This is a genomic window from Amycolatopsis sp. NPDC050768 (assembly GCF_040654155.1).
Lineage (GTDB): Bacteria > Actinomycetota > Actinomycetes > Mycobacteriales > Pseudonocardiaceae > Amycolatopsis.
Genome location: NZ_JBFAHL010000026.1, coordinates 78,948 through 99,542, shown reverse-complemented (window position 1 = coordinate 99,542; position 20,595 = coordinate 78,948). Strand labels below are relative to the sequence as shown.

At 71.5% G+C, this 20,595-nt stretch carries 17 protein-coding genes; 3 read left to right on the top strand and 14 right to left on the bottom strand.

Annotated elements, in window-relative coordinates:
- Positions 1 to 20: 20 nt before the first annotated feature.
- Entirely contained in the window at positions 21 to 1,499 is a 1,479-nt protein-coding gene (locus AB0H62_RS46280; RefSeq protein WP_220238956.1) for an aldehyde dehydrogenase family protein, read from the bottom strand.
- A gap of 133 nt (positions 1,500 to 1,632) precedes the next feature.
- Positions 1,633 to 2,607, bottom strand: coding sequence for an AraC family transcriptional regulator (locus AB0H62_RS46275; RefSeq protein ID WP_360592487.1), 975 nt, complete (start codon positions 2,605 to 2,607; stop codon positions 1,633 to 1,635).
- A 99-nt stretch (positions 2,608 to 2,706) separates the two neighbouring features.
- Between AB0H62_RS46275 and AB0H62_RS46270 the strand changes: the two genes are divergently transcribed.
- Positions 2,707 to 4,341, top strand: a complete 1,635-nt coding sequence (locus tag AB0H62_RS46270; RefSeq protein WP_220238954.1) for an AMP-binding protein — start codon at positions 2,707 to 2,709, stop codon at positions 4,339 to 4,341.
- A 15-nt stretch (positions 4,342 to 4,356) separates the two neighbouring features.
- Here the strand turns inward: AB0H62_RS46270 and AB0H62_RS46265 are convergent, their stop codons facing one another.
- From AB0H62_RS46265 to AB0H62_RS46215, 11 genes are all read right to left on the bottom strand, one after another.
- Positions 4,357 to 4,809, bottom strand: a complete 453-nt coding sequence (locus tag AB0H62_RS46265; protein ID WP_360592486.1) for an ATP-binding protein — start codon at positions 4,807 to 4,809, stop codon at positions 4,357 to 4,359.
- A gap of 2 nt (positions 4,810 to 4,811) precedes the next feature.
- On the bottom strand, positions 4,812 to 5,186 hold the full coding sequence (locus AB0H62_RS46260; protein WP_360592485.1) for an STAS domain-containing protein: 375 nt from the start codon (positions 5,184 to 5,186) through the stop codon (positions 4,812 to 4,814).
- Positions 5,187 to 5,233: 47 nt separating this feature from the next.
- A complete protein-coding gene (locus AB0H62_RS46255; RefSeq protein ID WP_220238953.1) occupies positions 5,234 to 5,671 on the bottom strand; it encodes a response regulator in 438 nt (145 codons plus the stop codon).
- Positions 5,668 to 7,266 (bottom strand): ATP-binding protein, encoded by a 1,599-nt coding sequence (locus AB0H62_RS46250; protein WP_360592483.1) that lies wholly within the window; start codon positions 7,264 to 7,266, stop codon positions 5,668 to 5,670. Before AB0H62_RS46250 ends, AB0H62_RS46255 begins: the two co-directional genes overlap by 4 nt.
- Entirely contained in the window at positions 7,263 to 8,492 is a 1,230-nt protein-coding gene (locus AB0H62_RS46245; RefSeq protein ID WP_360592481.1) for a SpoIIE family protein phosphatase, read from the bottom strand. The genes AB0H62_RS46250 and AB0H62_RS46245 overlap by 4 nt, the downstream gene beginning before the upstream one ends.
- A gap of 209 nt (positions 8,493 to 8,701) precedes the next feature.
- Complete coding sequence (locus AB0H62_RS46240) at positions 8,702 to 10,297, bottom strand: FMN-binding glutamate synthase family protein (protein WP_220238950.1); 1,596 nt, start codon at positions 10,295 to 10,297, stop codon at positions 8,702 to 8,704.
- A gap of 151 nt (positions 10,298 to 10,448) precedes the next feature.
- Positions 10,449 to 14,078 (bottom strand): methionine synthase, encoded by a 3,630-nt coding sequence (gene metH, locus AB0H62_RS46235; protein WP_360592480.1) that lies wholly within the window; start codon positions 14,076 to 14,078, stop codon positions 10,449 to 10,451.
- A gap of 158 nt (positions 14,079 to 14,236) precedes the next feature.
- The gene (locus tag AB0H62_RS46230) at positions 14,237 to 14,821 is read right to left on the bottom strand and encodes a DinB family protein (protein WP_220238948.1); all 585 of its coding nucleotides are present in this window, start codon (positions 14,819 to 14,821) and stop codon (positions 14,237 to 14,239) included.
- Between the two features lie 14 nt (positions 14,822 to 14,835).
- Positions 14,836 to 15,369, bottom strand: coding sequence for a sigma-70 family RNA polymerase sigma factor (locus tag AB0H62_RS46225; protein ID WP_360592531.1), 534 nt, complete (start codon positions 15,367 to 15,369; stop codon positions 14,836 to 14,838).
- A 113-nt stretch (positions 15,370 to 15,482) separates the two neighbouring features.
- Positions 15,483 to 15,965: a sigma-70 family RNA polymerase sigma factor gene (locus AB0H62_RS46220; protein WP_220238947.1), complete on the bottom strand. Its 483-nt coding sequence runs from the start codon at positions 15,963 to 15,965 to the stop codon at positions 15,483 to 15,485.
- A 117-nt stretch (positions 15,966 to 16,082) separates the two neighbouring features.
- Positions 16,083 to 17,708 carry a carboxylesterase family protein gene (locus tag AB0H62_RS46215; RefSeq protein WP_360592479.1) on the bottom strand — a complete coding sequence of 542 codons (1,626 nt, stop codon included), beginning with the start codon at positions 17,706 to 17,708 and terminating at the stop codon, positions 16,083 to 16,085.
- An 82-nt stretch (positions 17,709 to 17,790) separates the two neighbouring features.
- Between AB0H62_RS46215 and AB0H62_RS46210 the strand changes: the two genes are divergently transcribed.
- Both AB0H62_RS46210 and AB0H62_RS46205 read left to right on the top strand, forming a co-directional pair.
- Positions 17,791 to 18,288, top strand: coding sequence for a MarR family transcriptional regulator (locus AB0H62_RS46210; RefSeq protein WP_360592477.1), 498 nt, complete (start codon positions 17,791 to 17,793; stop codon positions 18,286 to 18,288).
- A 15-nt stretch (positions 18,289 to 18,303) separates the two neighbouring features.
- Positions 18,304 to 18,747, top strand: coding sequence for a hypothetical protein (locus AB0H62_RS46205; protein ID WP_360592475.1), 444 nt, complete (start codon positions 18,304 to 18,306; stop codon positions 18,745 to 18,747).
- A 27-nt stretch (positions 18,748 to 18,774) separates the two neighbouring features.
- Here the strand turns inward: AB0H62_RS46205 and AB0H62_RS46200 are convergent, their stop codons facing one another.
- Positions 18,775 to 20,469 carry a helix-turn-helix domain-containing protein gene (locus tag AB0H62_RS46200; RefSeq protein WP_360592474.1) on the bottom strand — a complete coding sequence of 565 codons (1,695 nt, stop codon included), beginning with the start codon at positions 20,467 to 20,469 and terminating at the stop codon, positions 18,775 to 18,777.
- Positions 20,470 to 20,595: the final 126 nt, after the last annotated feature.

The following is a 20,595-nucleotide window of genomic DNA, read 5'->3' as shown; positions in this document are numbered from 1 at the left end:
GCGCTCGTTCGAAAAGCGGCTCAGCCGAACAGCGGCGGCGGCAGTTCCTCCGCCAGCACGATCGACTTCAGCTGCGTGTACATGTCCAGCGTTTCCTTGCAGTACTCCCGGCCGAGACCGCTGCCCTTGTAGCCGCCGAAGGGCGAGCCGTCAACGAGGTTGAAGTACTGGTTGACCCACACGGAGCCGGCGTGGAGGCGGTCGGCCGTGCGCATCGCGTTCTTCAGGTTGGTGGTGTAGACGCCGGCGGCGAGGCCGTACTCGACGTCGTTCGCCTGGTCGATCAGCGCGTCGTAGTCCTTCCAGCGGATGACCGACAGCACCGGGCCGAAGATCTCCTCCTGCGCGATGCGGCTGGAGTTCTCGGTCTCGAACACGGTCGGCTCGATGAACCAGCCGTGTTCGCTGCCTGCCACCGTCGTGCGGCCGCCGCCGGTGACCAGTGACGAGTCGGAGCGGCCGGAGTCGATGTAGTCCAGCACGCGCTGCCCCTGCTTCTCCGACACGAGACAACCGAGGCGCGTGGCGGGGTCGAGCGGGGAGCCGACGCGCACCCCCTGGAAGCTCGCGGAAAGCTTGCCCAGGAAGTCGTCGTACAGGTCGTCGTGCACGAACAGGCGGGTGCCGGCCAGGCACGACTGGCCGTTGCAGTAGGTGGCGGCGAACGTCGCGTTGTCGATGACCCGGTCGAGGTCCTCGATGTCGGGGAACACGATGTTCGGGCTCTTGCCGCCCAACTCCAGCGACACCGGCACGAGCCGCTCGGCGCCGGCGTGCGCGACGAGCCGGCCGACCTCCGCGGAGCCGGTGAAGGCGAGCTTGTCCACGTCCGGGTGCGCGGTGAGCGCGGCGCCGGCCTCGTCACCGTAGCCCGGCACGACGTTCACCACGCCGGGTGGGAAAAGTTCGGCGAGCTTCGTGCACAGTTCCAATGTGGACAGCGACGCGTTCTCGTCCGGCTTGAGCACCACCGTGTTCCCGGCCGCGAGCGCCGGGGCAAGCTTGAACGCGGTCATGATCGCGGGCACGTTCCACGGGATGATCTGTCCGACGACGCCGATCGGCTCGCGCTTGGCGATGGCCCAGCCGCCGGCGACGGGATGGTTCCAGCCGTCGTGCGTGACGGCGGCCGAGGCGAAGAACCGGTACTGCCCCACCGCGATCCGGTGGTCCAGCGGCGTTTCGAAGATCGTGCGGCCGATGTCCATCGTGTCGATGGCGGCCAGGCGCTCGGCGTTGGCCTCGATCCAGTCGGCGAGGCGGTGCAGCAGCAGCGACCGCTCCTCGGGACGTGTGGCGGCCCACTTCGGGAACGCCGCGCGGGCGGCGGCCACGGCGGCGTCGACGTCGGCCGCGCCGCCGCGGGTGATCGTCGCGAGCTGCGCGCCGGTCGCGGCGTCCACCGCGGGGAAGGTCTCGGTGGAGAGCGAGCGGAACTCACCGTTGATCAGTGGTTCGTAGTGGGAAGCGAGCGCCGGTTCGAGCTGTTCGACGGTCACAGGTGTCCTCCTCCAACAGTGACGTGGCTTACATCTCCTGCGGAGTATTCGGCACCGGAACGGAGAGTCAACGCGGCGTGCGTTCCCCGGCCCCCACCGTGCGCGAACCGGCTTTCCACGACGCGGGACGCGGCTATCCGTTGCCGCGCAAGGTGTCCGACGGGCCGCAGCCGTAAAGACGCCGGTGCTCGGCGCTGAACCGCCCGGCGTTGCCGAAACCCCACCGCGCCGCGACGGACGCCACCGTCGTCTCCTCCGGTGACCGCTCACGCAGCTCCGCGTGCGCCCGGCGCAGCCGCGTCTCCCGCAAGTACGCCACCGGCGAAGGCCGCCCCGCCCGGCTGAACGCGGCCTGCAGCCCGCGCACGCTCAGCCGCGCGGCCGCCGCGATCTCGAGCAGCCCGATGTCCTCCGCGGCGTTCAGCTCGATGAACGCCTCGGCGCGGCGCACGGCCGTCGGCGACACCTGGCCGGTCGGCTCGGCCTCCGCTTCGCCGAATGTGCTCGGGTACGCCTCCAGCAACGCGGTCGCCGCGAGCCGGAAGAGCTGGGCGGCGAGCAGCGGGCTGCCCGCCATCCCGTCGGCCGACCGCGTTTCCTCCAGCAGCAGCCGGGTCGCGGTGTCCCACCGGCGGGCGGCAGCGGCCGACGCAGGCCCGCCGAGCGCGAAGCGCACCGGCCGCGGTTCGTCCCACCCGCGCAGCTCGGCGGCGATCCGTTCGAGCCCGCCGCGGTCCAGCACGGTGTTGAGCACCTCGGCGCTGTCGTACCACCGCAGCTGGTACGAGCCGTACGCGTCCATCACGAGCGCGCCCGACCCGGCGCCGACGAGACCGTCGGCAGTCGAGCGAACAGCGAAGCGGCCCTTGAGCGGACGCGTGACGAGCACGAAGTCGTCGAACGGCACCGGGTCCACGCGCACCTCGGGCCCGCCGTACACGAGGTCGAACAGCCGCACCTTGGCGAACCCGCGCGAGCTCTGCCGGCAGACGAACCCGCGCGCGCCGCCGACGAGGTCGAGCCGGTGCGGGCAGTAGACGTCGCTGAGCCGCGACCGCGCCTCGTCCGGATCGCGCGTGTCGACCTCGGGTTTCACGACCGCAGCCATGGCTCGGCCCCCTTCGGCCGCTCTAGCGTCTTCCTGACGATCGTAAATTGTATTACAGTGGCGTTCTCTTGACGGCCGCCACGGGAAATGAGGTCAGCCGTGCAGCTCACGCCCAGTGCCCACTCGGATACGTTCTGCCGGGACAACTTGCCTCCGTTCGACCAGTGGCCGCACCTGCTCTTCGAGCTTCCCGAACTGCACTACCCCGATCGGCTCAACGCCGCAACCCGCCTGCTCGACGGAGCCGTCGCGCACTGGGGCCCCGACCGGCCCGCGGTGCTCTCGCCGACGAGCACCTGGACCTACGGCGAACTGCTCGCCCGCGCCAACCAGATCGCGGGCACGCTGGTGAGCCTCGGTGTGGTGCCGGGCAACCGCGTGCTGCTGCGCGGCCCGAACACGCCATGGCTCGCCGCGTGCTGGCTCGGCGTGCTCAAGGCCGGCGCGGTCGCCGTGACCACCATGCCGATGCTGCGCACACACGAGCTGACGAAGATCGTCGACGCGTCCTCCCCCACGCTCGCGCTCGCCGACCACCGCTACACCGAGGACCTGCTGCCGTTCGCCCTGCCGCTGCTCGCTTTCGGCGGCGACTCCCCCGACGACCTCGCGGCCCGGTGCGCGACGCAGCCCGAGACGTTCGCCGACGTCGTGACGGCCGCCGACGACGTGGCGATCCTGGCCTTCACGTCGGGCACCACCGGGCGGCCCAAGGCCACCATGCACTTCCACCGCGACCTCATCGCCATCGCGGACACGTTCTCGCGCCACGTCGTGAAGCCCGAGCCCACCGACCTGTTCACGGGCACGCCGCCGCTCGCGTTCACGTTCGGCCTCGGCGGGCTGCTCGTGTTCCCGCTGCACGCGGGCGCGGCCACGCTGCTGGTCGAGCGCGCGACGCCGCCGGAGCTGGCCGACCTCGCGGCGGCCCACGGCGTCACGGTGCTGTTCACCGCCCCCACGGCCTACCGCGCGATCCTCGCCTCCGACCGAAGAGCCTCGCTGTCGGCGCTGCGCCGCGCGGTCTCGGCGGGCGAGGCGCTGCCGGAGAGCGTGGCCGTCGACTTCCACGAGGCCACAGGCCGCTGGCTCATCGACGGCATCGGCAGCACGGAGATGCTGCACGTGTTCATCTCCGCCGCCGACGAGGAAACCCGCCCGGGCTCCACCGGGCGCGCAGTGCCGGGGTTCCGCGCGCGGATCGTCGACGACGAGGGCCACCCGGTGCCCGACGGCACGCCCGGCCGGCTCGCCGTGCAGGGCCCCACGGGCTGCCGCTACCTCGCCGACGACCGCCAGACCGTGTTCGTGGAGGACGGCTGGAACCTCACCGGCGACACGTATGTGCGCGACGCCGACGGCTACTTCCACTACCGCGCCCGCAGCGACGACATGATCGTGTCCTCCGGCTACAACATCGCCGGCCCCGAGGTCGAGGAAGTCCTCATGGCGCACCCCGACGTGCTGGAGTGCGCGGTGGTCGCGGCGCCGGACGAGGCGCGCGGGTCGATCGTCGCGGCCTACGTGGTGCTGCGCGAAGGCGCGGACAGCGACGCCGCGATGGTCAAACAACTGCAGGACTTCGCGAAATCCGTTGCGGCGCCGTACAAATACCCGCGGCGGGTCGAGTTCGTGACCGAGCTGCCCCGCAACCCCAGCGGCAAGCTGCAACGGTTCCTCCTGCGCCGCCGGGCGGCCGGGCAGTCCGCGGAACCGCAGCCCGTCAACCCCTGAGCGTGGCCGAGCCCGTCAGTGCGACCGGGCGGGGATCAGGTTCCAGCCGAGGGTGACCACGGTGCCGTCCACGCCGGGCACGATGTCGGCGTGGTCGGCGCTCGCCCGCAGCAGCAGAAGCCCCCGGCCACGCAGCGACACGGGGTTCGGGTCGTCGACCGGCGCGCGCCAATGCCCGTGATCGGTGATCACGATCTCGACGCGGTCCCGCCGCACCACGGCTTCGAGGTCGAGCAGACCCCGCCCGTCGCCGCCGTACGCGTGGTCTGCGACGTTGGCCAGCGCTTCGTAACTGGCGAGCACGATGTCCTGCGCCCGGTCCTCGGGCACGCCCGCCGCGCGCACCCACGCCGTGAGCCGGTGGCGCAGCGCGCGCAGGGCACCTGGCTCGGCCACGACGTCGCGGCAGCTCAGCGGGGTCCCGCCCGGCTGGATGTCCTGGGGGAGCTTGTCTTCGGGCAGGGCCACGATCACGCCTCCGTTCCCGAAGCGAGCGCCTCGTCGACGGTGGTGAACAGGCCGATCCACGTGTCGAGCCCGGTGCTGGTGAGCGGCCGCGTCGTGACGTGCGACGTCGAGACCACGCGCAGCCTTCGCTCCCCCAGCCGCTGGTGCGCCGCGGCCAGCACCTGGAGCCCGGCCGAGCTGAGGAAGGTGACCTTGCGCAGGTCGACCACGAGTACCTCGGGACTCTCGTCGACCACGCCGGTCACGATCTCGTCGAGCTCGGGCGCGGTGACGAGGTCGATCTCGCCCGCGACGGTCACCACGGCGGCCCGCTCGTGACGCCGCACCGTGACCAGCAGGTCGCCGGTCTCGGGCACATCCCGGTGAGAAGACGTCACAAGATCCCATCGTGCAGGATCGCCGCCGCGCGCGCCACTGCCGGCGCTCAGCGCGGCAGCTTCACGACGGTGACGAAGAAGTCGTCGATCTGGCGCACGACCTCCACGAACCGGTCGAAGTCCACGGGCTTGGTCACGTACGCGTTGGCGTGCAGGTCGTAGCTGCGCAGGATGTCCTCCTCCGCCTCCGACGTCGTCAGCACGACGACCGGGATGCTGCGCAGCTCCGGCGTCGCCTTGACCTCGGCGAGCACCTCGCGCCCGTCCTTGCGGGGCAGGTTGAGGTCCAGCAGGATCAGGCCCGGGCGCGGCGCGTCGGCGTACCGGTCCTCGCGGCGCAGGAACTGCAGGGCCTCCACCCCGTCGGCCACCACGTAGAGCGCGTTGCGGATCTTGTGGTGCTCGAACGCCTCCTGCGTCATCAACACGTCGCCCGGGTCGTCCTCGACGAGCAGGATGTCGATGGGGGCCATGGTTTCGGTCATGCGTCCTCGTTCCCGGTTCGGGTCTCGATCAGGGGCTCGGTGTGCGCGGTCCGCGCTGGTTCCGGCTCGGGCGACGGATCGGGCGCGGGCAAGGTGAAGCGGAAGCGGCTGCCTTCGGTCACCTCGGTGTCGAGCCAGATGCGGCCGCCGTGGAACTCCACGATCTTGCGGCACATCGCGAGCCCGATCCCGGTCCCGCTGTAGGCCGACTTGCGGTGCAGCCGCTGGAAGATCACGAAGATCCGCTCGGCGTACTGCGCCTCGATGCCGATCCCGTTGTCGGACACGGAGAACAGCCACTCGTCGCCCTGGCGCTCGGCGCTCACGCGGACGACGGGCGGGACTTCGCCGTGGAACTTCAGCGCGTTGTTGACCAGGTTCTGCAGCACGGCAGTGAGCAGCGGCCCTTCGCCCCGGACCCGGGGCAGCTCATCGCGCTCGATCCGCGCGCCGGTCTCCTCGATCACGGGCTCGAGGTTGCCGAGCGCGTCGTCGAGCAGCTTCCCGGTGTCCACCATGGTCATCTCGCCGGCGCGGCGGCCCACACGGGAGAAGGAAAGCAGGTCGTTGATGAGGTTCTGCATGCGCTTCGCGCCGTCGACGGCGAAGGCGATGTACTGCTCGCCGCGTTCGTCGAGCTGGCCCTTGTAGCGGCGTTCGAGCAGCTGGCAGAAGCTCGCCACCTTGCGCAGCGGCTCCTGCAGGTCGTGCGAGGCCACGTAGGCGAACTGCTCGAGGTCCGAATTGGACCGTTCGAGCTCCTGCGTGCGGGTGTCGAGCAGCTCGTGCGCCTGCTCCAGCTCGCTGACCTCGCTCACGATCCGCAGGCGCATCGCGTCGACGTCGGAGCCCAGCTCCACGAGCTCGCGCGGGCCGGTGCCGCGCACGGGCCGGTGGATGTCGTCGGTGGCGGACACCGCGCGGACCTCGGCGGCCAGCCGCATGATCGGCACCGTGATCACGCGGCGCAGCCAGACCCACAGCAGGACCAACAGGATCACCACGAGCCCGGCGATCACGAGCAGCAGCACGGTGAGCTGGCTGGCGGCGCCGTTGAGGTCGGCCCGGCCGACGTCACGCGCGGCGGACACGTGCGCCGAGAGCGTGCCAAGGGTGACCCGGACCCGGTCGAACAGTGTCTTGCCGGCATCGGCCGCGCCGATTCCGGGCGGCGGGGCTCCGGGTGACGTCGGCTTCGTGACCGCGTCCTGCCACGCGCCGGCGGCGCGCAGCACGGACTCGAGGTCGTCGCCGACCTGGGTGCCGGGCAGCGCACCGAGGCGACGCAGCTCGGCCGCGGCGTCGTCCTGCTGCGTGCGGCCCGCCAGGTAGGGGTCGAGGAACTCGCGCCGGCCGGTGAGCAGGAACCCGCGGATGCCGGTCTCCTGGTTCAGCAGCGCCTGCGAAAGCGCGTTGGCCTGCAACAGCTGCGGGCCGCTCTGGTCAAGCAGACGGCTGCGGGCGTCGTTGAGGTTGCCCACCGCGAGGACCCCGCCGGCGACCGCCGCCAGCAGGAGCACCGCCTCGACGAGGCCGACCACCGAAACCCAGCGGCGGATCGGCCAGTGCGGCTGCGCGCGGACGTACCGGCTCACTCCGCGGCCTCCGCACGATCTTCGAGGTGCGTGAGCATGGTGAGGGCGACGTCGTCGTCGAGCGGGCCGGCGTTGAGCTCCTCGACACAGGTGATGAGCCGGTCGAGCACCACGCCGTGGCCGGTGTCCGGGCCGGCCTCGCCGAGGAGCTCGACGAGCAGCCGCGCCATCTCTTCGTGGCCGAGGCGCTCCGCTCCGCCGCCGACGCGGCCCTCGAAGATGCCGTCGGTGTAGAGCACGAGCGACCAGCCGGGTTCCAGGTCGACGTCCAGCGGGTCCCAGCGCGCGTCCGGGACGACGCCGAGCGGCACGCCCAGCCTTTCGCCGGACAGCAGGCGGCCGGTGCCGTCGCGGCTGATCAGCAGCGGGGGCGGGTGGCCGGCGAGGCTCATCCGCGCCGATCGGCGGTCGGGAGCGACGACGACCGTGCACAGCGTCGCGAACAGCGGGCGGATCCGCTCGTGCACGAGGACGCGCTCGACCGTCGCGAGCACGTCGGCCATCGGCATGCCGGCCAGCACCAGCGCGCGCCACGCGATGCGCAGCGCGACGCCGAGGGCGGCTTCGTCCGGGCCGTGGCCGCAGACGTCGCCGATCACCAGGTGCACGGTGCCGTCGGTGAGCTCCACGGCGTCGTAGAAGTCGCCGCCCAGCAGTGAGCCGTTGCGGCCCGGGCGGTACTTCGACGCCAGCTCCAGGCGCGGGTCGGCGAGCAGCGGGGTGGGCAGCAGACCGCGTTCCAGACGCGAGTTCTCGCTGGCCAGCAGCTGTTGCTGCAGCAGCTGCTGCTCCACCTGCTCGGTGCGCTTGCGTTCCCACGCGTAGCGCAGCGCCTTACCCAGCAGCGGGCCGTCGACCTGGTTCTTGCCGAGGTAGTCCTGGGCGCCCGCGGCGACGGCGGCGACCCCGGTGGTCTCGTCGTTCTGCCCGGTCAGAACCACCACTGCGGTACCGGGCGCGTGCTGGCGCACCCGCGTGAGCCCGGTGAGCCCCATGGCGTCGGGGAGCTGGAGGTCGAGCAGGATGCAGTCGGCGACGACCGGGCCGGCGAGGGCTTCGGCCAGCGTCCGCGCGCGGGCGAGGGTGGCCGGCACCGCGGCGTCGGCGAGCAGCTCTTCCACGATCAGGGCGTCGCCGTCGTCGTCCTCGATCAGGAGGACGCGCAACCGCGAACCCGGCGTGGCCGGAACGGCCGGCGGGAGCACCGGTGAGGTGTCCCGCTCCATGGTGTCCGGCGATTCCCTGTTCGACAGAGCGACCAGCCTTTCGAGAACCGTGCCGTCCCGATACCACCCGCGCGCGATTCGAGGCGACACGAAGGAGAGCCCTGGCGCGGACGAATCCACACCGGGGCTCGAAGGCTGCCTTTTCAACCTCCGCTCACCCTAGCCCGGCCGCAGCGTGCGGCCTATGCCGGACATACCGGAGCGTCCCGCTACACGGTGAACCGGTCGGGGTCCGCGGCCTTCCAGTCGACGGCCCACTCCTCGGGCGGCTCGGCGAGCAGTTGCCCCGGCTCCAGCCAGTCGTACAGCTCGGCGTAGGAGCGCACCACGTGCGGGTCGAGGCGGCGGCGCAGCTGGTGCGGCGCGAGGTCGGCCGGTTCGGACACGCCCATCGCGGCCATGATCTGCAGGGCACCGGCGACGGTCGAGTGCTGGTAGCGCTGAACCCGCTGCGACTTGTCCCCGACGTCGAGCGCGCGCCCGCGCCGCGGGTCCTGTGTGGCGACGCCGACCGGGCACTTGTTGGTGTGGCAGCGCTGCGACTGGATGCACCCGACGGCGAACATCATCGCCCGCGCGGCGTTGGTGTAGTCGGCGCCTTGGACCAGGCGCTTCACCAGATCGGCGCCCGTGGCGACCTTTCCGCTGGCGCCCAAGCGGATGCGGTCGCGCAGGCCGGTGCCGACGAGTGCGTTGTGGACGGTGATGAGCCCTTCGGTGAGCGGCGTGCCGAGGTGGTCGGCGAACTCCAGCGGCGCGGCGCCGGTGCCACCCTCGGAACCGTCGACGACGATGAAGTCGGGCGTGACCTCTTCGTCCGCCATCGCCTTGCACAGCGCCAGCATCTGCCGCCGCGAGCCGACGCACAGCTTGAAGCCGGTGGGCTTGCCGTCCGCGAGCTCGCGCATGCGCGCGACGAAGTGCACCAGCTCGCGCGGGGTGGAGAAAACGCGGTGGTACGGCGGGGAAATCACGGTCTGCCCGATCGGGACGTCGCGCACCCGGGCGATCTCGGCATTGACCTTCGACCCCGGCAGCACCCCGCCGATCCCGGGCTTCGCACCCTGGGAAAGCTTGAGCGACACGCACTTCACCGCGTCGTGCTGCGCCTTGTCGGAGAACTCGGCGGGGTCGAAGTCGCCGTCGGAGGTGCGGCAGCCGAAGTAGCCGGTGCCGACCTCCCAGATCAGGTCTCCCCCGCCGCGCAGGTGGTACTCGGACAGCCCGCCCTCGCCCGTGTCGTGCGCGAACCCGCCGAGCGCGGCGCCCTTGTTGAGCGCGAGGATCGCGTTGGCCGACAGGCTGCCGAAGCTCATCGCGGAGACGTTCAGCAACGCCATGTCGTAGGGCTTCGTGCAGTCCGGCCCGCCGATCCGCACGCGCGGCGGCGTCTCCGCCTGCTTGACCGGCGCCATGGAGGGCACGAGGAACTCGTAGCCGTCGGCGTACACGTCGCGCTCGGTGCCGAACGGCTCCTCCGCGTCGGTGCCCTTCGCGCGCTGGTAGACGATGCTGCGCACGTTGCGGTCGTACGGGCGCCCGTCGAAGTTGCGCTCGATGAAGTACTGCTGCAACTCCGGGCGGATGGCCTCCAGCAGGAACCGCGCGTGGCCGAGCACGGGGTAGTTGCGCAGCACGGAATGCTTCGTCTGCAGCAGGTCGTACACGCCGACCAGCGCCGGCACCAGCAGCGGCCCGGCGAGGAACCACCACCACGCGTTGCCGGCCGCCAGCACCACCGCACCCGCCGCGACCACCACGAGCAGCGCCACCGCGCCGAACCTCACCGCACTCAATCCACGCACGGGGAGAACGTAGCCGCAGCACCGCCTTTGCGCAGGTCCGGGCGGCCTTTCGAGCCGCCGGGCCAGATCGTTTCGTCCCGTTCGTGCCCGATCGACTACCGGAACCGGACACAGCCGACGTGGTGTGACCCACGCCGGCCGTGCTTCCGGGTCAGTAGGCCAGGTTCGGCCGCAGCCAGCGTTCCACCTCGTCCAGGTCCAGGCCACGCCGGCGGGCGTAGTCCTCGACCTGGTCGCGGCCGAGGCGCCCGACGGTGAAGTAACGGGACTCGGGGTGCGCGAAGATCAGGCCGCTGACGGCGGCGGCCGGGGTCATCGCGTACGACTCGGTGAGGTCGATACCGAGCTCGCGGGCGCCGAGCAGGTCGAAGAGCTCCTTCTTCTCGCTGTGGTCAGGGCTCGCGGGGTAACCCAGCGCCGGGCGGATACCGCGGAAGCGTTCGGCGTGCAGGTCCTCCAGCTTGGGCTGCGCGTCGGGCTCGAACCAGCGGCGGCGCGCCTCCAGGTGGATGAACTCGGCGAAGGCCTCGGCCAGGCGGTCGGCCAGGGCCTTGACCATGATGGCGCGGTAGTCGTCGTGCTCGGCTTCGTAGTGGTGCGCCAGATCCTCGGCGCCGTGGATGGCCACGGCGAAGCCGCCGAGGTGGTCGCCGGACGGCGCGATGTAGTCGGACAGGCAGCGGTTGGCGCGGCCTTCGGGCTTCTTCGTCTGCTGGCGCAGCATGGGGAAACCGCGGCCGGCGTACTCGCCGTCGAGCAGGATGTCGTCGCCCTCGGAGTGCGCCGGCCAGTAGCCGTACGAGCCGCGGGCGGTGAACGAGCCGTTGGCGATGATCTCGTCGAGCAGCGTGTTGGCGTCGTCGAAGAGCTCGCGCGCGACGGGCTGCTCCAGGATCGCCGGGTATTTGCCCTTGAGCTCCCAGGCCAGGAACAGGAACTGCCAGTCGACCATCTCGCGCAGCTCGGCGATCGTCGGCTCGACCACGCGCACGCCCGTGAACTCCGGCACGGGCACGTCGTCGAACGACACCTGCTCGCGGTTGGCGCGGGCCCGCTCGACGGTGAGCAACGGCGTCGCGTGGCGGTTCTCGTGCTGCTCGCGCAGCCGCTGCTGCTCCGCGCGGTTGGCGACGTCGAGCACGTCGGAACGCTCCGTGTCGAGCAGGTCGGACACCACGCCGACCACGCGCGACGCGTCGAGCACGTGCAGGGTGGAGTGGTCGTAGACCGGCGCGATCTTCACGGCCGTGTGCTGCTTCGACGTGGTGGCGCCGCCGATGAGCAGCGGCAGCTTCAGCCCGCGCCGCTGCATTTCCGTGGCCACGCTGACCATCTCGTCGAGCGACGGCGTGATCAGCCCGGACAGCCCGATCACGTCGGCGCTCTCGGCCACCGCCGTGTCGAGGATCCGCGCGGCGGGGACCATCACGCCGAGGTCGATCACCTCGTAGTTGTTGCAGCCCAGCACCACGCCGACGATGTTCTTGCCGATGTCGTGCACGTCGCCCTTCACCGTGGCGAGCACGACCTTCCCCTGGCCGCGGGAGGTCTCGATGCGGCCTTCGAGGCGCATCTTCTCCTTCTCCGCCTCCATGTACGGCTCCAGGTAGGCCACCGACCGCTTCATCACGCGGGCGCTCTTCACGACCTGCGGCAGGAACATCTTGCCGGAGCCGAACAGGTCGCCGACGATCTTCATGCCGTCCATCAGCGGGCCCTCGATCACCTCGAGCGGCCGGTCGAACTGCTGACGCGCCTCTTCGGTGTCGGCCTCGATGAAGTCGACGATGCCGTGCACCAGCGCGTGCGACAGCCGTGCGCCGACCGGGCCCTCACGCCAAGACAGGTCGACAGTTCGCTTGGTACCGCTGCCCTTCACCGTCTCGGCGAACTCGACGAGCCGGTCGGTCGCGTCCTCACGGCGGTCGAAGAGCACGTCCTCGACGAGCTCCAGCAGGTCCTTCGGGATGTCCTCGTAGACGGCGAGCTGGCCCGCGTTGACGATGCCCATATCGAGCCCCGCGCGCACGGCGTGGAACAGGAACGCCGAGTGCATCGCCTCGCGCACGACGTCGTTGCCGCGGAAGGAGAACGACAGGTTCGAGATGCCGCCGGACGTGTGCGCGCCGGGGCAGCGCTCCTTGATCCGAGGCAGGGCCTCGATGAAGGCCTTGGCGTAGCCGTTGTGCTCGCTGATGCCGGTGGCGACGGCCAGCACGTTCGGGTCGAAGATGATGTCCTCGCCCGCGAAGCCGGCCTGCTGCGTGAGCAGATCGTAGGCGCGGGCGCAGATGTCCACCTTGCGCTGCGCGGTGTCGGCCTGGCCCTTCTCGTCGAAGGCCATCACGACGACACCGGCGCCGTAGTCGCGGATGCGGCGGGCCTGCTCCAGGAACGGGCCCTCACCCTCCTTGAGGCTGATGGAGTTGACCACGCCCTTGCCCTGCACGCACCGCAGGCCGGCTTCGAGCACGCTCCAGCGCGAGCTGTCGATCATCACCGGGATGCGCGCGACCTCGGGCTCGGTGGCGATCAGGTTGAGGAACGTGGTCATCGCCTGCACGGAGTCGAGCAGGTCCGCGTCCATGTTCACGTCGAGCAGGTTGGCACCGCCGCGCACCTGCTCCAGCGCGACGTCCACGGCCGCCTGGTGGTTGTCGCCCTCGATGAGGCGGCGGAACTTCGCGGACCCCGTGACGTTGGTGCGCTCACCGATCATCACGAACCCGGTGTCCTCGCCGATCGTGAACGGCTCCAGCCCGCTGAAGCGCGAGCGGTGCGCCGGGTCGGGCACCTCGCGCGGTGCCACGCCCTGCACGGCTTCGGCGATCTTCGCGATGTGCGCGGGCGTGGTGCCGCAGCAGCCGCCGACGATGTTGACCATGCCCTCGCCCGCGAACTCGCCGAGCATGCCGCCGGTCTCGGCGGGCGTCTGGTCGTAGCCGCCGAACGCGTTGGGCAGGCCGGCGTTGGGGTGGCACGCGGTGTAGGTGCCCGCGATCTTCGCCAGCTCCTCCACGTGCGGGCGCATCTCCGCGGCACCCAGCGAGCAGTTCACGCCGACGACCAGCGGTTCCGCGTGGGCGACGGAGCTCCAGAACGCCTCCACCGTCTGCCCGGACAGCGTGCGGCCCGACAGGTCCACGATCGTCACGGAGATCCACAGCGGCAGGTGCGGTGCGACCTCGCGCGCGGCCGTGATGGCGGCCTTGGCGTTGAGGGTGTCGAAGATCGTCTCGATGAGCAGCAGGTCGACACCGCCGTCGGCGAGCGCCTGGATCTGCTCGGCGTAGGACGCCTTGACCTCGTCGAAGGTCACCGCACGGAACGCCGGGTCCTCGACGCGCGGCGAGAGGGAGAGCGTGACGTTGAGCGGGCCGATGGAGCCGGCCACGAAGCGGCCGCCGAACTCGTCGGCCGCCTGGCGCGCCAGCGCGGCCCCGCGCAGGTTCATCTCGCGCACGTGGTCCTGCAGGCCGTAGTCGGCCTGGCCGATGCTGGTGGCGGTGAAGGTGTTGGTGGTCGTGATGTCCGCGCCCGCGGCCAGGTACTGGCGGTGGACGTCGAGGATCACGTCGGGCCGGGTGAGGTTCAGCAGGTCCGGGTCGCCGGTGACGTCCTTGGGGTGTCCCTCGAGCCACTCGTCGCGGTAGTCCTCGGGGGTCAGACCGGCGCCCTGCAGCATCGTGCCCCACGCGCCGTCGAGCACGGCGATGCGCTGGTCGAGCAGGTCCCGCACGTTTTTGGTCCTGCACTGCTGAATCCTGCGCTGCTGGGTCATGCCACCTCCGTCGTAGTCACGGAGGCGCCCTTCGGTTCACAGTGGAGCCGGCCGAGCGTGGCGGACTCACGTGGTCCGTTGCAGCGCCTCTCGACCTTGGTAGTCGAGACTACCGGATCCCCCTGTTACAGGCAGCCACTGTTCACACTCCGGGACGGTCAGTCACCGAGCGGCGCACCCCGCCACTTCCACTCCGTCCGCCGTGACCTGCCCGGCAACGCGATCCGGCCCGCGCACCAGCGGAGGCCGTCCCACGGATCGGACGCCGGGGCCTCGCCGGGGAACAGCCGCGCGACGACGTTCGCGCAGACCTCGCGGGGCGGGTCGAGCTCGGTGCCGAGTCCGGTGGCCAGGTCTTCGCCGTGCAGCAGGAGTTCGGCGCAGCCCATGGCTGCGAAGCCGGCCAGATCGGCGCGGCCGGTGGGGTGGTAGGCCCGGGTGTCTTCCGCGCTCGTGCTGACGGCCGCTTGAAGAAGTCGGGCGCCGGTGAGGGCGAGCTCCAGGAGTTCGTCTGGTGTGGCGCCTTCGTCGGCCTTGGCGAGGAAGCGCACGTAGTGGTCCTGCGGCCGGCTGACCACCTGGGCGGCGTAGGACATCAGGACGTCCCCGACGTGCTCCGCGGTCTGGCGGCAGTCCCACTCGAGCTCGCCGGCTTTGCGGGTCCAGTCTTGGGCGAGGGTGGGCCGGAGCGTGGTGTCGACGCAGGTGAGCGCGCGTTCGAGAGCCGCGGCGGTGACGGTCATGGGGTCATGGTGCCTCAGCCGGGGTCGAGCTCCTTGCGCAACCGGGTGAGCGCCCGGTGCTGCTGCACGCGGACAGCGCCCGCGCTGAGGCCCAGCGCCTCGGCGGTCTCCTCGGCGGTCAGGCCGATGATCACGCGCAGGACGAGGATCTCACGCTGCCGGTCGGGCAGGATCCGCATGAGGTTGGTCATGCGCTCGTCCAGCGCCTGCCGACTGACGACCGCGCCGGCCGCCCTGCGCGCGTCGGTCACCTTGTGCTGTGCGATGCCGTACACGAGCGGGAGAAACGACGAATGGCCGCGGTCGTAGTCGGGCAGTTGCCTGAGCACCGCGAGGCAAACCTCTTGTGCGATGTCGTCCGCGCTCGCGAACCCGCCTTTCTGCCGCCCGGTCCGCGCCCGGCAATACCGCACGACAAGAGGCCGCACCGCTACGAGAATCTGGATCATCGCTTCGCGATCGCCCTGCGCGGCTTGGGCGACGATCTCATCGAAGCCGTCGCGCAGGATGCGCGCCGAGGTCGAGTCGGCGCCCAGCTCCTGGCTCATCACCCGGCTCTTGACCTGCGCCAGCATCTTGTCGAGCTCCAACTCCTCCCGCAGAGCGCCGGTGAAGGCGCTGTCCGCGGCGGCCAGCCAGTCGGGCACGTACTTCCGGTCGGTCATCGCGCTTCCCTCCTCCCCACGTAAAGACGTTCGAGCTGCCGGCGCGCGTGGCGCAGGTTGGATCGCACGGTGCTCGGCCGCATCGTCAGCGCCGCTGCGATCTCCTCGACCGAGTAGCCGTCGATGTACCAGGCCATGACCTCGCGCTGCCGCGGCGGCAACTGCTCCAGCACCTGCACGATCAAGGTTCGTTCTTCGTACTCGACCAGGCCGGGGTCGGAGACCGCCGGGTGTTTCTCCGGTTCGAAGTCCTCGTGGCCTTTCCGCTGCCGGTGGTTGTTGTTCGCGGCCCGGACGGCTGTCGTACGCACCCAGGCTTTCGGGTGCGTGATGCCGTCCCACGAAGACAACGCCTTCGTCATCGCCTCCTGGGCGGCGTCCTCGGCGGTGGTGCGGTCGTGGCCCTGCTTGCGCAGGAAGCCGACGAGGAGCGGGAAGTCAGCGCGGAAGAAGTCGTCGAAATCGGCACGATCGCTCACCCGGCATCGCTCTCCCTCCCCTGGCGCAAGCCGTTCGACAGTAGGAGCGCGACAAGGGGCCGAACGTGCAACGACACCGGAAAACACCCGCGCGTCGCAGAGCAGATCGTCAGTGAGTCACGGGGTGTTCCGGTGCCAGAACGTGCAGTGGTGGTCGGCGGCGAAGCCGGGGTCCGGGTGAAGGCCGTCGGCCGCGAGGGAGACGACCGAGCCGGCCGGCCAGGACGACAGCGGGCTGCCGTGGACGAAGGCCGCCCAGGCGTCGACCATCTGGTCGGACAGGGACTTCTGCGCGGGGGTGAGGGCGAGGGCGGCCGGGTGGCCGTCGAGGTCGAACAAGTACGGGAGTTCGGACGTGTGCGCCGCGCCGAGCGGGAAGGGGGCCGGGACGCCGGTGGCGGCCGGGGAGGTGGCGTCGGTGAAGTCGTAGCGCCAGACCGACGGCAGGGAGCGCGACAGCTGGTCGGCCACGCAGGAGAAGGACGAGTCCGTGACGGCCGCCGCGTAGGCGCGGGAAGCGTTGCCGCCGAAGGAGGACGGTGGGTATTCGGCCGCGACGGCCGTCGCGTCGGGGAAGTAGCGCGCGAGGGCGGCGGGGTAGCCGGCCGGGGTGATGGGCGGGGCGCCGGCCGCGAGCTGCTGGGCGAGGAAGTAGGTGAACTCGTCGTGGGTCGTGCCCATGAGCACCGGCACGGGGGCGGCGGAGCCGTGCCGGACGGCCGTGACCGGGTCGGCCGGGAGGACCGTGCCACCGGTGACCGGGCCGGGGATCTCGATGCCGGCCAGCGAGTAGTAGACGGGGGCGGTGGCCAGCTTCGCCACCGGCAGCGCGCGCAGGCAGGCAGCGGCCGTCGCGCGGTCCGGGCAGCCGTGGACCGCCGAATAGTCCACACTGGACTTTCCGGCCGCCGCGAGGGTGGCCTGCGCCTGGCACGGGGCGCTTTGGACGATCGCCGCGCGGAAGAGACCGCGGGATCCGGGGGCGACGAGGTGGTCGCACACCGACATGCCGCCCGCGGACTCGCCGGCGATGGTCACGGCGTCGGGGTCACCGCCGAAGGCCGCGATGTTGTCGTGGACCCAGCGCAGGGCCTGTTGCTGGTCGAGGAAACCGTAGTTTCCGGGCTGCGCGCCCAGGGCCGGGTCGGCGAGGAAACCCAGCGCTCCCAAGCGGTAGTTGATCGTGACGACGACCGCGCCGCCGCGCACGACCAGCCGGGTGGCGTCGTAGCCGTCACCGCCGCCGTCGAGGAAGGCGCCACCGTGGATCCACACGAGCACGGGGCGTTTCGCCGTGGAAACGGGTGGCGTCCAGACGTTGAGGTACAGGCAGTCCTCGCTCGTGCCGGTCGCGGTGCCCTGCGGGCAGCGCGGGCCGGGGGCCGTGGCGTCGCGCTCGGCGGTCCAGGACGCGGGCGGGGCCGGGGGCTGCCAGCGGCGCACGCCGACCGGCGGCGCCGCGTACGGAATCCCTTGGAACACGCGGTGATCCGGGGTCACCGTGCCGCGGACCGGGCCCGACGCCGTGCGCACGACCTCGCCCAGCCGCCCGATCGCCGCGTCCGAAGCCGCGCACGCCGACGCGGCCACCGCGAGCACGAGGAGCACCACCGCGAACCCACGCCGCCGCACCACTGCCTCCGCCACCGCGCGGACGATACCGGGCACCAAGATTTTTTCACGGTCCGGGATCCCCTCGCCGGAGCCGCGAAACGTGTCGGCGCTGGTCCCGACGTCGGCCACCCGGCCAAAGTAGCTCACCACTAAGCAACTTCGACAGATCGCTGACGTCCCTCACGGCTAAGCCACCCATTAGGCTGACGTCATGGCCGACCACGTGGACTCCGTGCTCGCGCAGTGGGCTGCGCAGCGCCCGGACCTCGACGTGTCCCCAATGGCCGTGATCGGCCGGCTGAAACGGGTGTCACGCCTGATCGACACCGAGCTGGCCCGCACGTTCGCCAAGCACGGCCTCGACGCGGCGTCGTTCGACGTGCTCGCCACGCTGCGCCGCAGCGACCCGCCCCACCGCCTGACACCGACCGAGCTCATGCGCACGGCCATGGTCACCTCCGGCGCCGTGACGCAACGGCTCGACCGGCTCGAAGACCGCGGCCTGATCGCCCGCAGCCGCAGCGAAACCGACGGCCGCGGCATCGTCGTCGCCCTCACCGTCGAAGGGCAGGCGCTGATCGACTGCGCCCTGCCCGACCACCTCGACACGGAGCACCGGGTGCTCGACGCCCTCGACCCGCCCGCGCAGGCCGCCCTCGCCGACGCCCTGCGCGTGCTCCTGGAATCCTTCGGCGACCGCACCGGCTGACTCTGGAGGCACCGCGTGAGCACCGACGACCTGGACCCGTTCCTCGGCGAGTGGACGGTCAGCATCCGGTTCCCCCACGCGCCCGCCGACCAGCCGCCGCCCGTCGCCCGGTCGGTCTTCGAGCGGATCCTCGACGGCCGCTACCTCACGCAGCGCACCGAAGTCCCCGTGCCCGAGGCCCCGGACAGCTACTCCGTCGTCGCCGCCCACGAGGACGGCACGTTCACCCAGCACTACTACGACGCCCGCGGCGTCAGCCGCCTCTACGCGATGACCTTCCGCGACGGCGTGTGGACGCTGCTGCGCGAAGCCGCCGACTTCTCGCCCCTGAACTTCCGCCAGCGCTTCACCGGCACCTTCAGCGCGGACGGCAACCGCATCGACGGCGCGTGGGAGATGGCGATGCCGGGCAAGGACTGGAAGCACGACTTCGAAATGCACTACACGCGGATCAACTGAGCCCCGGCCCGCTCACTCCAGGCCCGCTCACTCCAGGCCGTAGCGCCGCAGTTTGCGGTACAGCGTCGCGCGGCCGATCCCGAGCAGGGCGGCCGCCCGCACGCGATTGCCGTTCGCGGTGCGCAACGCGTCGGAGATGGCCAGGCGTTCGGCCTTCTCCAGCTCCGTCAGGCGCGGGTGCGCCGGTGAGGAGCGCAGGCGTCCCGGCAGATGGCGTGCGCTGACGGTCGGCCCGGCGGCCTCCGCTTCCGCCGCCACGACCACGGCCTTCAGCTCGACGAGGTTGCCGGGCCAGTCGTGCCGCTGCAGCGTCGACCGCGCGTCCTGGGTGAAGTGCGTGCCGCGGCCGAACCGCTGCGCGAGCTCCGGGATGTCTGCCGTTCGCTCGCGCAGGCTGGGCACCAGGATCTCGACCGGCGACCATTCGGTGCGCAGCACGTCCGCGCACTCCGGCCCGGTGCCGGTCGTGAGCGTCGCGATCACCCGGGCGGGATGCCCGGCGGTCAGGAGGGCGGCGAGCCGCGCGGCCCGGCTCCCCGGGAGGCGCTCGACGTGGCGCAGCAGCACTGCCGGCGCCGCCAGCGCCTCCGCGACTTCCGCCAGCCAGCCCTCGTCGTCGGCGGCCTCGAGGACGACGGGATCACCGAGCGCCGCCCTGGCGACGCCGGTCTTGCCCACACCCGGCTCGCCCAGCAGCAGCACCGGCCGGCTGCCCGCCCGCGCCACCGACCGCTCGAGCGAACGCCAGGCCGGCGAGGTACCCGCCAGCCCGGCGTCGGCGAAGAGGGAAAGCCGGGCGCGCCGGCGTCCCGGACGCGGCCGCGGTGGCTCGACGAGCACGAGCAAGCCCCGGCTGTCGCCCGGCAATGCGGGCCGGAGCCGGACCTTCACGCCGTCGTCGAGGATCAGTTCGGTCGTGGTCAGCCCGCCCTCGCGCGCCGCCTCGATCGCACAGGACTCCAGCGTTTCGATGTCGCGGGCTCGCAGCAGCCCGGCGGCGGCGTCGCTGACGAGCCTGGTGCGGCCGTCCAGCACAGCGATCGGGTACCGGCCGGGGCCGGCCCGCAGGTAGGCCTCGAGCAGACGGTGTTCGTGCGCCGAGGCGGCGTGCAGCAGCTCCCGCTCGATCGCGCCGGTCGCCGTGGTCGCGAGCGCGTGCAGCACCCGCAACGGCACGTCGAGCTCGCACACCACCGCGACCGCGCCGCTGACCTTCCGCGTGACCGGGTCGGTCACCGGGGCGCCGACGCACACCGTGCTCTGGTACAGCTCGAAAATGTGCTCCGGTCCCCCGACCACGACCGGCCCGCCCGTGTCCAGGACGTGGCTGATCCCGTTGGTCCCCGTGGAGCGCTCCGACAGGTCCGCACCCAGCCGGGTGTCGATCCGGGCGAGGTGGGCGCCCACCGCCTCCTCGTCGGCCCAGCAGCCGACGACCCGCGCGTGGCCGTCGCTGAGCACCACCGCGGCGCCGAGCCCGACGAGGTCACCGGCCAATTTGGACAGGACCGGGGTCGCGGCGCGGACCAACGGGGTCTCCAGCGGCACCGGCACCTGCGGCACGTGGTCACGCGTGACGTCGAGCTCGGCGAAACTCGAGCGGCGCCAGGCGGCGGACAACCAGGCCGGCAGGTCCTCCGGCAGCAACCGCTCGGTCAGGAAGACTTCCCTGGCGTGGCGCAGGCGGGCCAGCCCGTCGCGCGTGTCGATCTCGTAGCCCATCCGTTGTCACTCCATTGTGTTCACGGACCGAACCTCCGGCGCACCCATCATGGGCCATCGACCGGGCGCCGCGGCTGTCTCATTGTGAGACAACCGCGCCACGCGGGGAAACCGCAAGGTGTGTGC

Coding starts and splice junctions, on each gene's coding strand:
- AB0H62_RS46275 (WP_360592487.1), bottom strand. CDS start 2,607: ATGGCTGCGGTCGTGAAACCCGAGGTCGACACGCGCGATCCGGACGAG.
- AB0H62_RS46255 (WP_220238953.1), bottom strand. CDS start 5,671: ATGACCGAAACCATGGCCCCCATCGACATCCTGCTCGTCGAGGACGAC.
- AB0H62_RS46245 (WP_360592481.1), bottom strand. CDS start 8,492: ATGGAGCGGGACACCTCACCGGTGCTCCCGCCGGCCGTTCCGGCCACG.
- metH (WP_360592480.1), bottom strand. CDS start 14,078: ATGACCCAGCAGCGCAGGATTCAGCAGTGCAGGACCAAAAACGTGCGG.
- AB0H62_RS46230 (WP_220238948.1), bottom strand. CDS start 14,821: ATGACCGTCACCGCCGCGGCTCTCGAACGCGCGCTCACCTGCGTCGAC.
- AB0H62_RS46225 (WP_360592531.1), bottom strand. CDS start 15,369: ATGAGCCAGGAGCTGGGCGCCGACTCGACCTCGGCGCGCATCCTGCGC.
- AB0H62_RS46210 (WP_360592477.1), top strand. CDS start 17,791: ATGGCCGACCACGTGGACTCCGTGCTCGCGCAGTGGGCTGCGCAGCGC.
- AB0H62_RS46200 (WP_360592474.1), bottom strand. CDS start 20,469: ATGGGCTACGAGATCGACACGCGCGACGGGCTGGCCCGCCTGCGCCAC.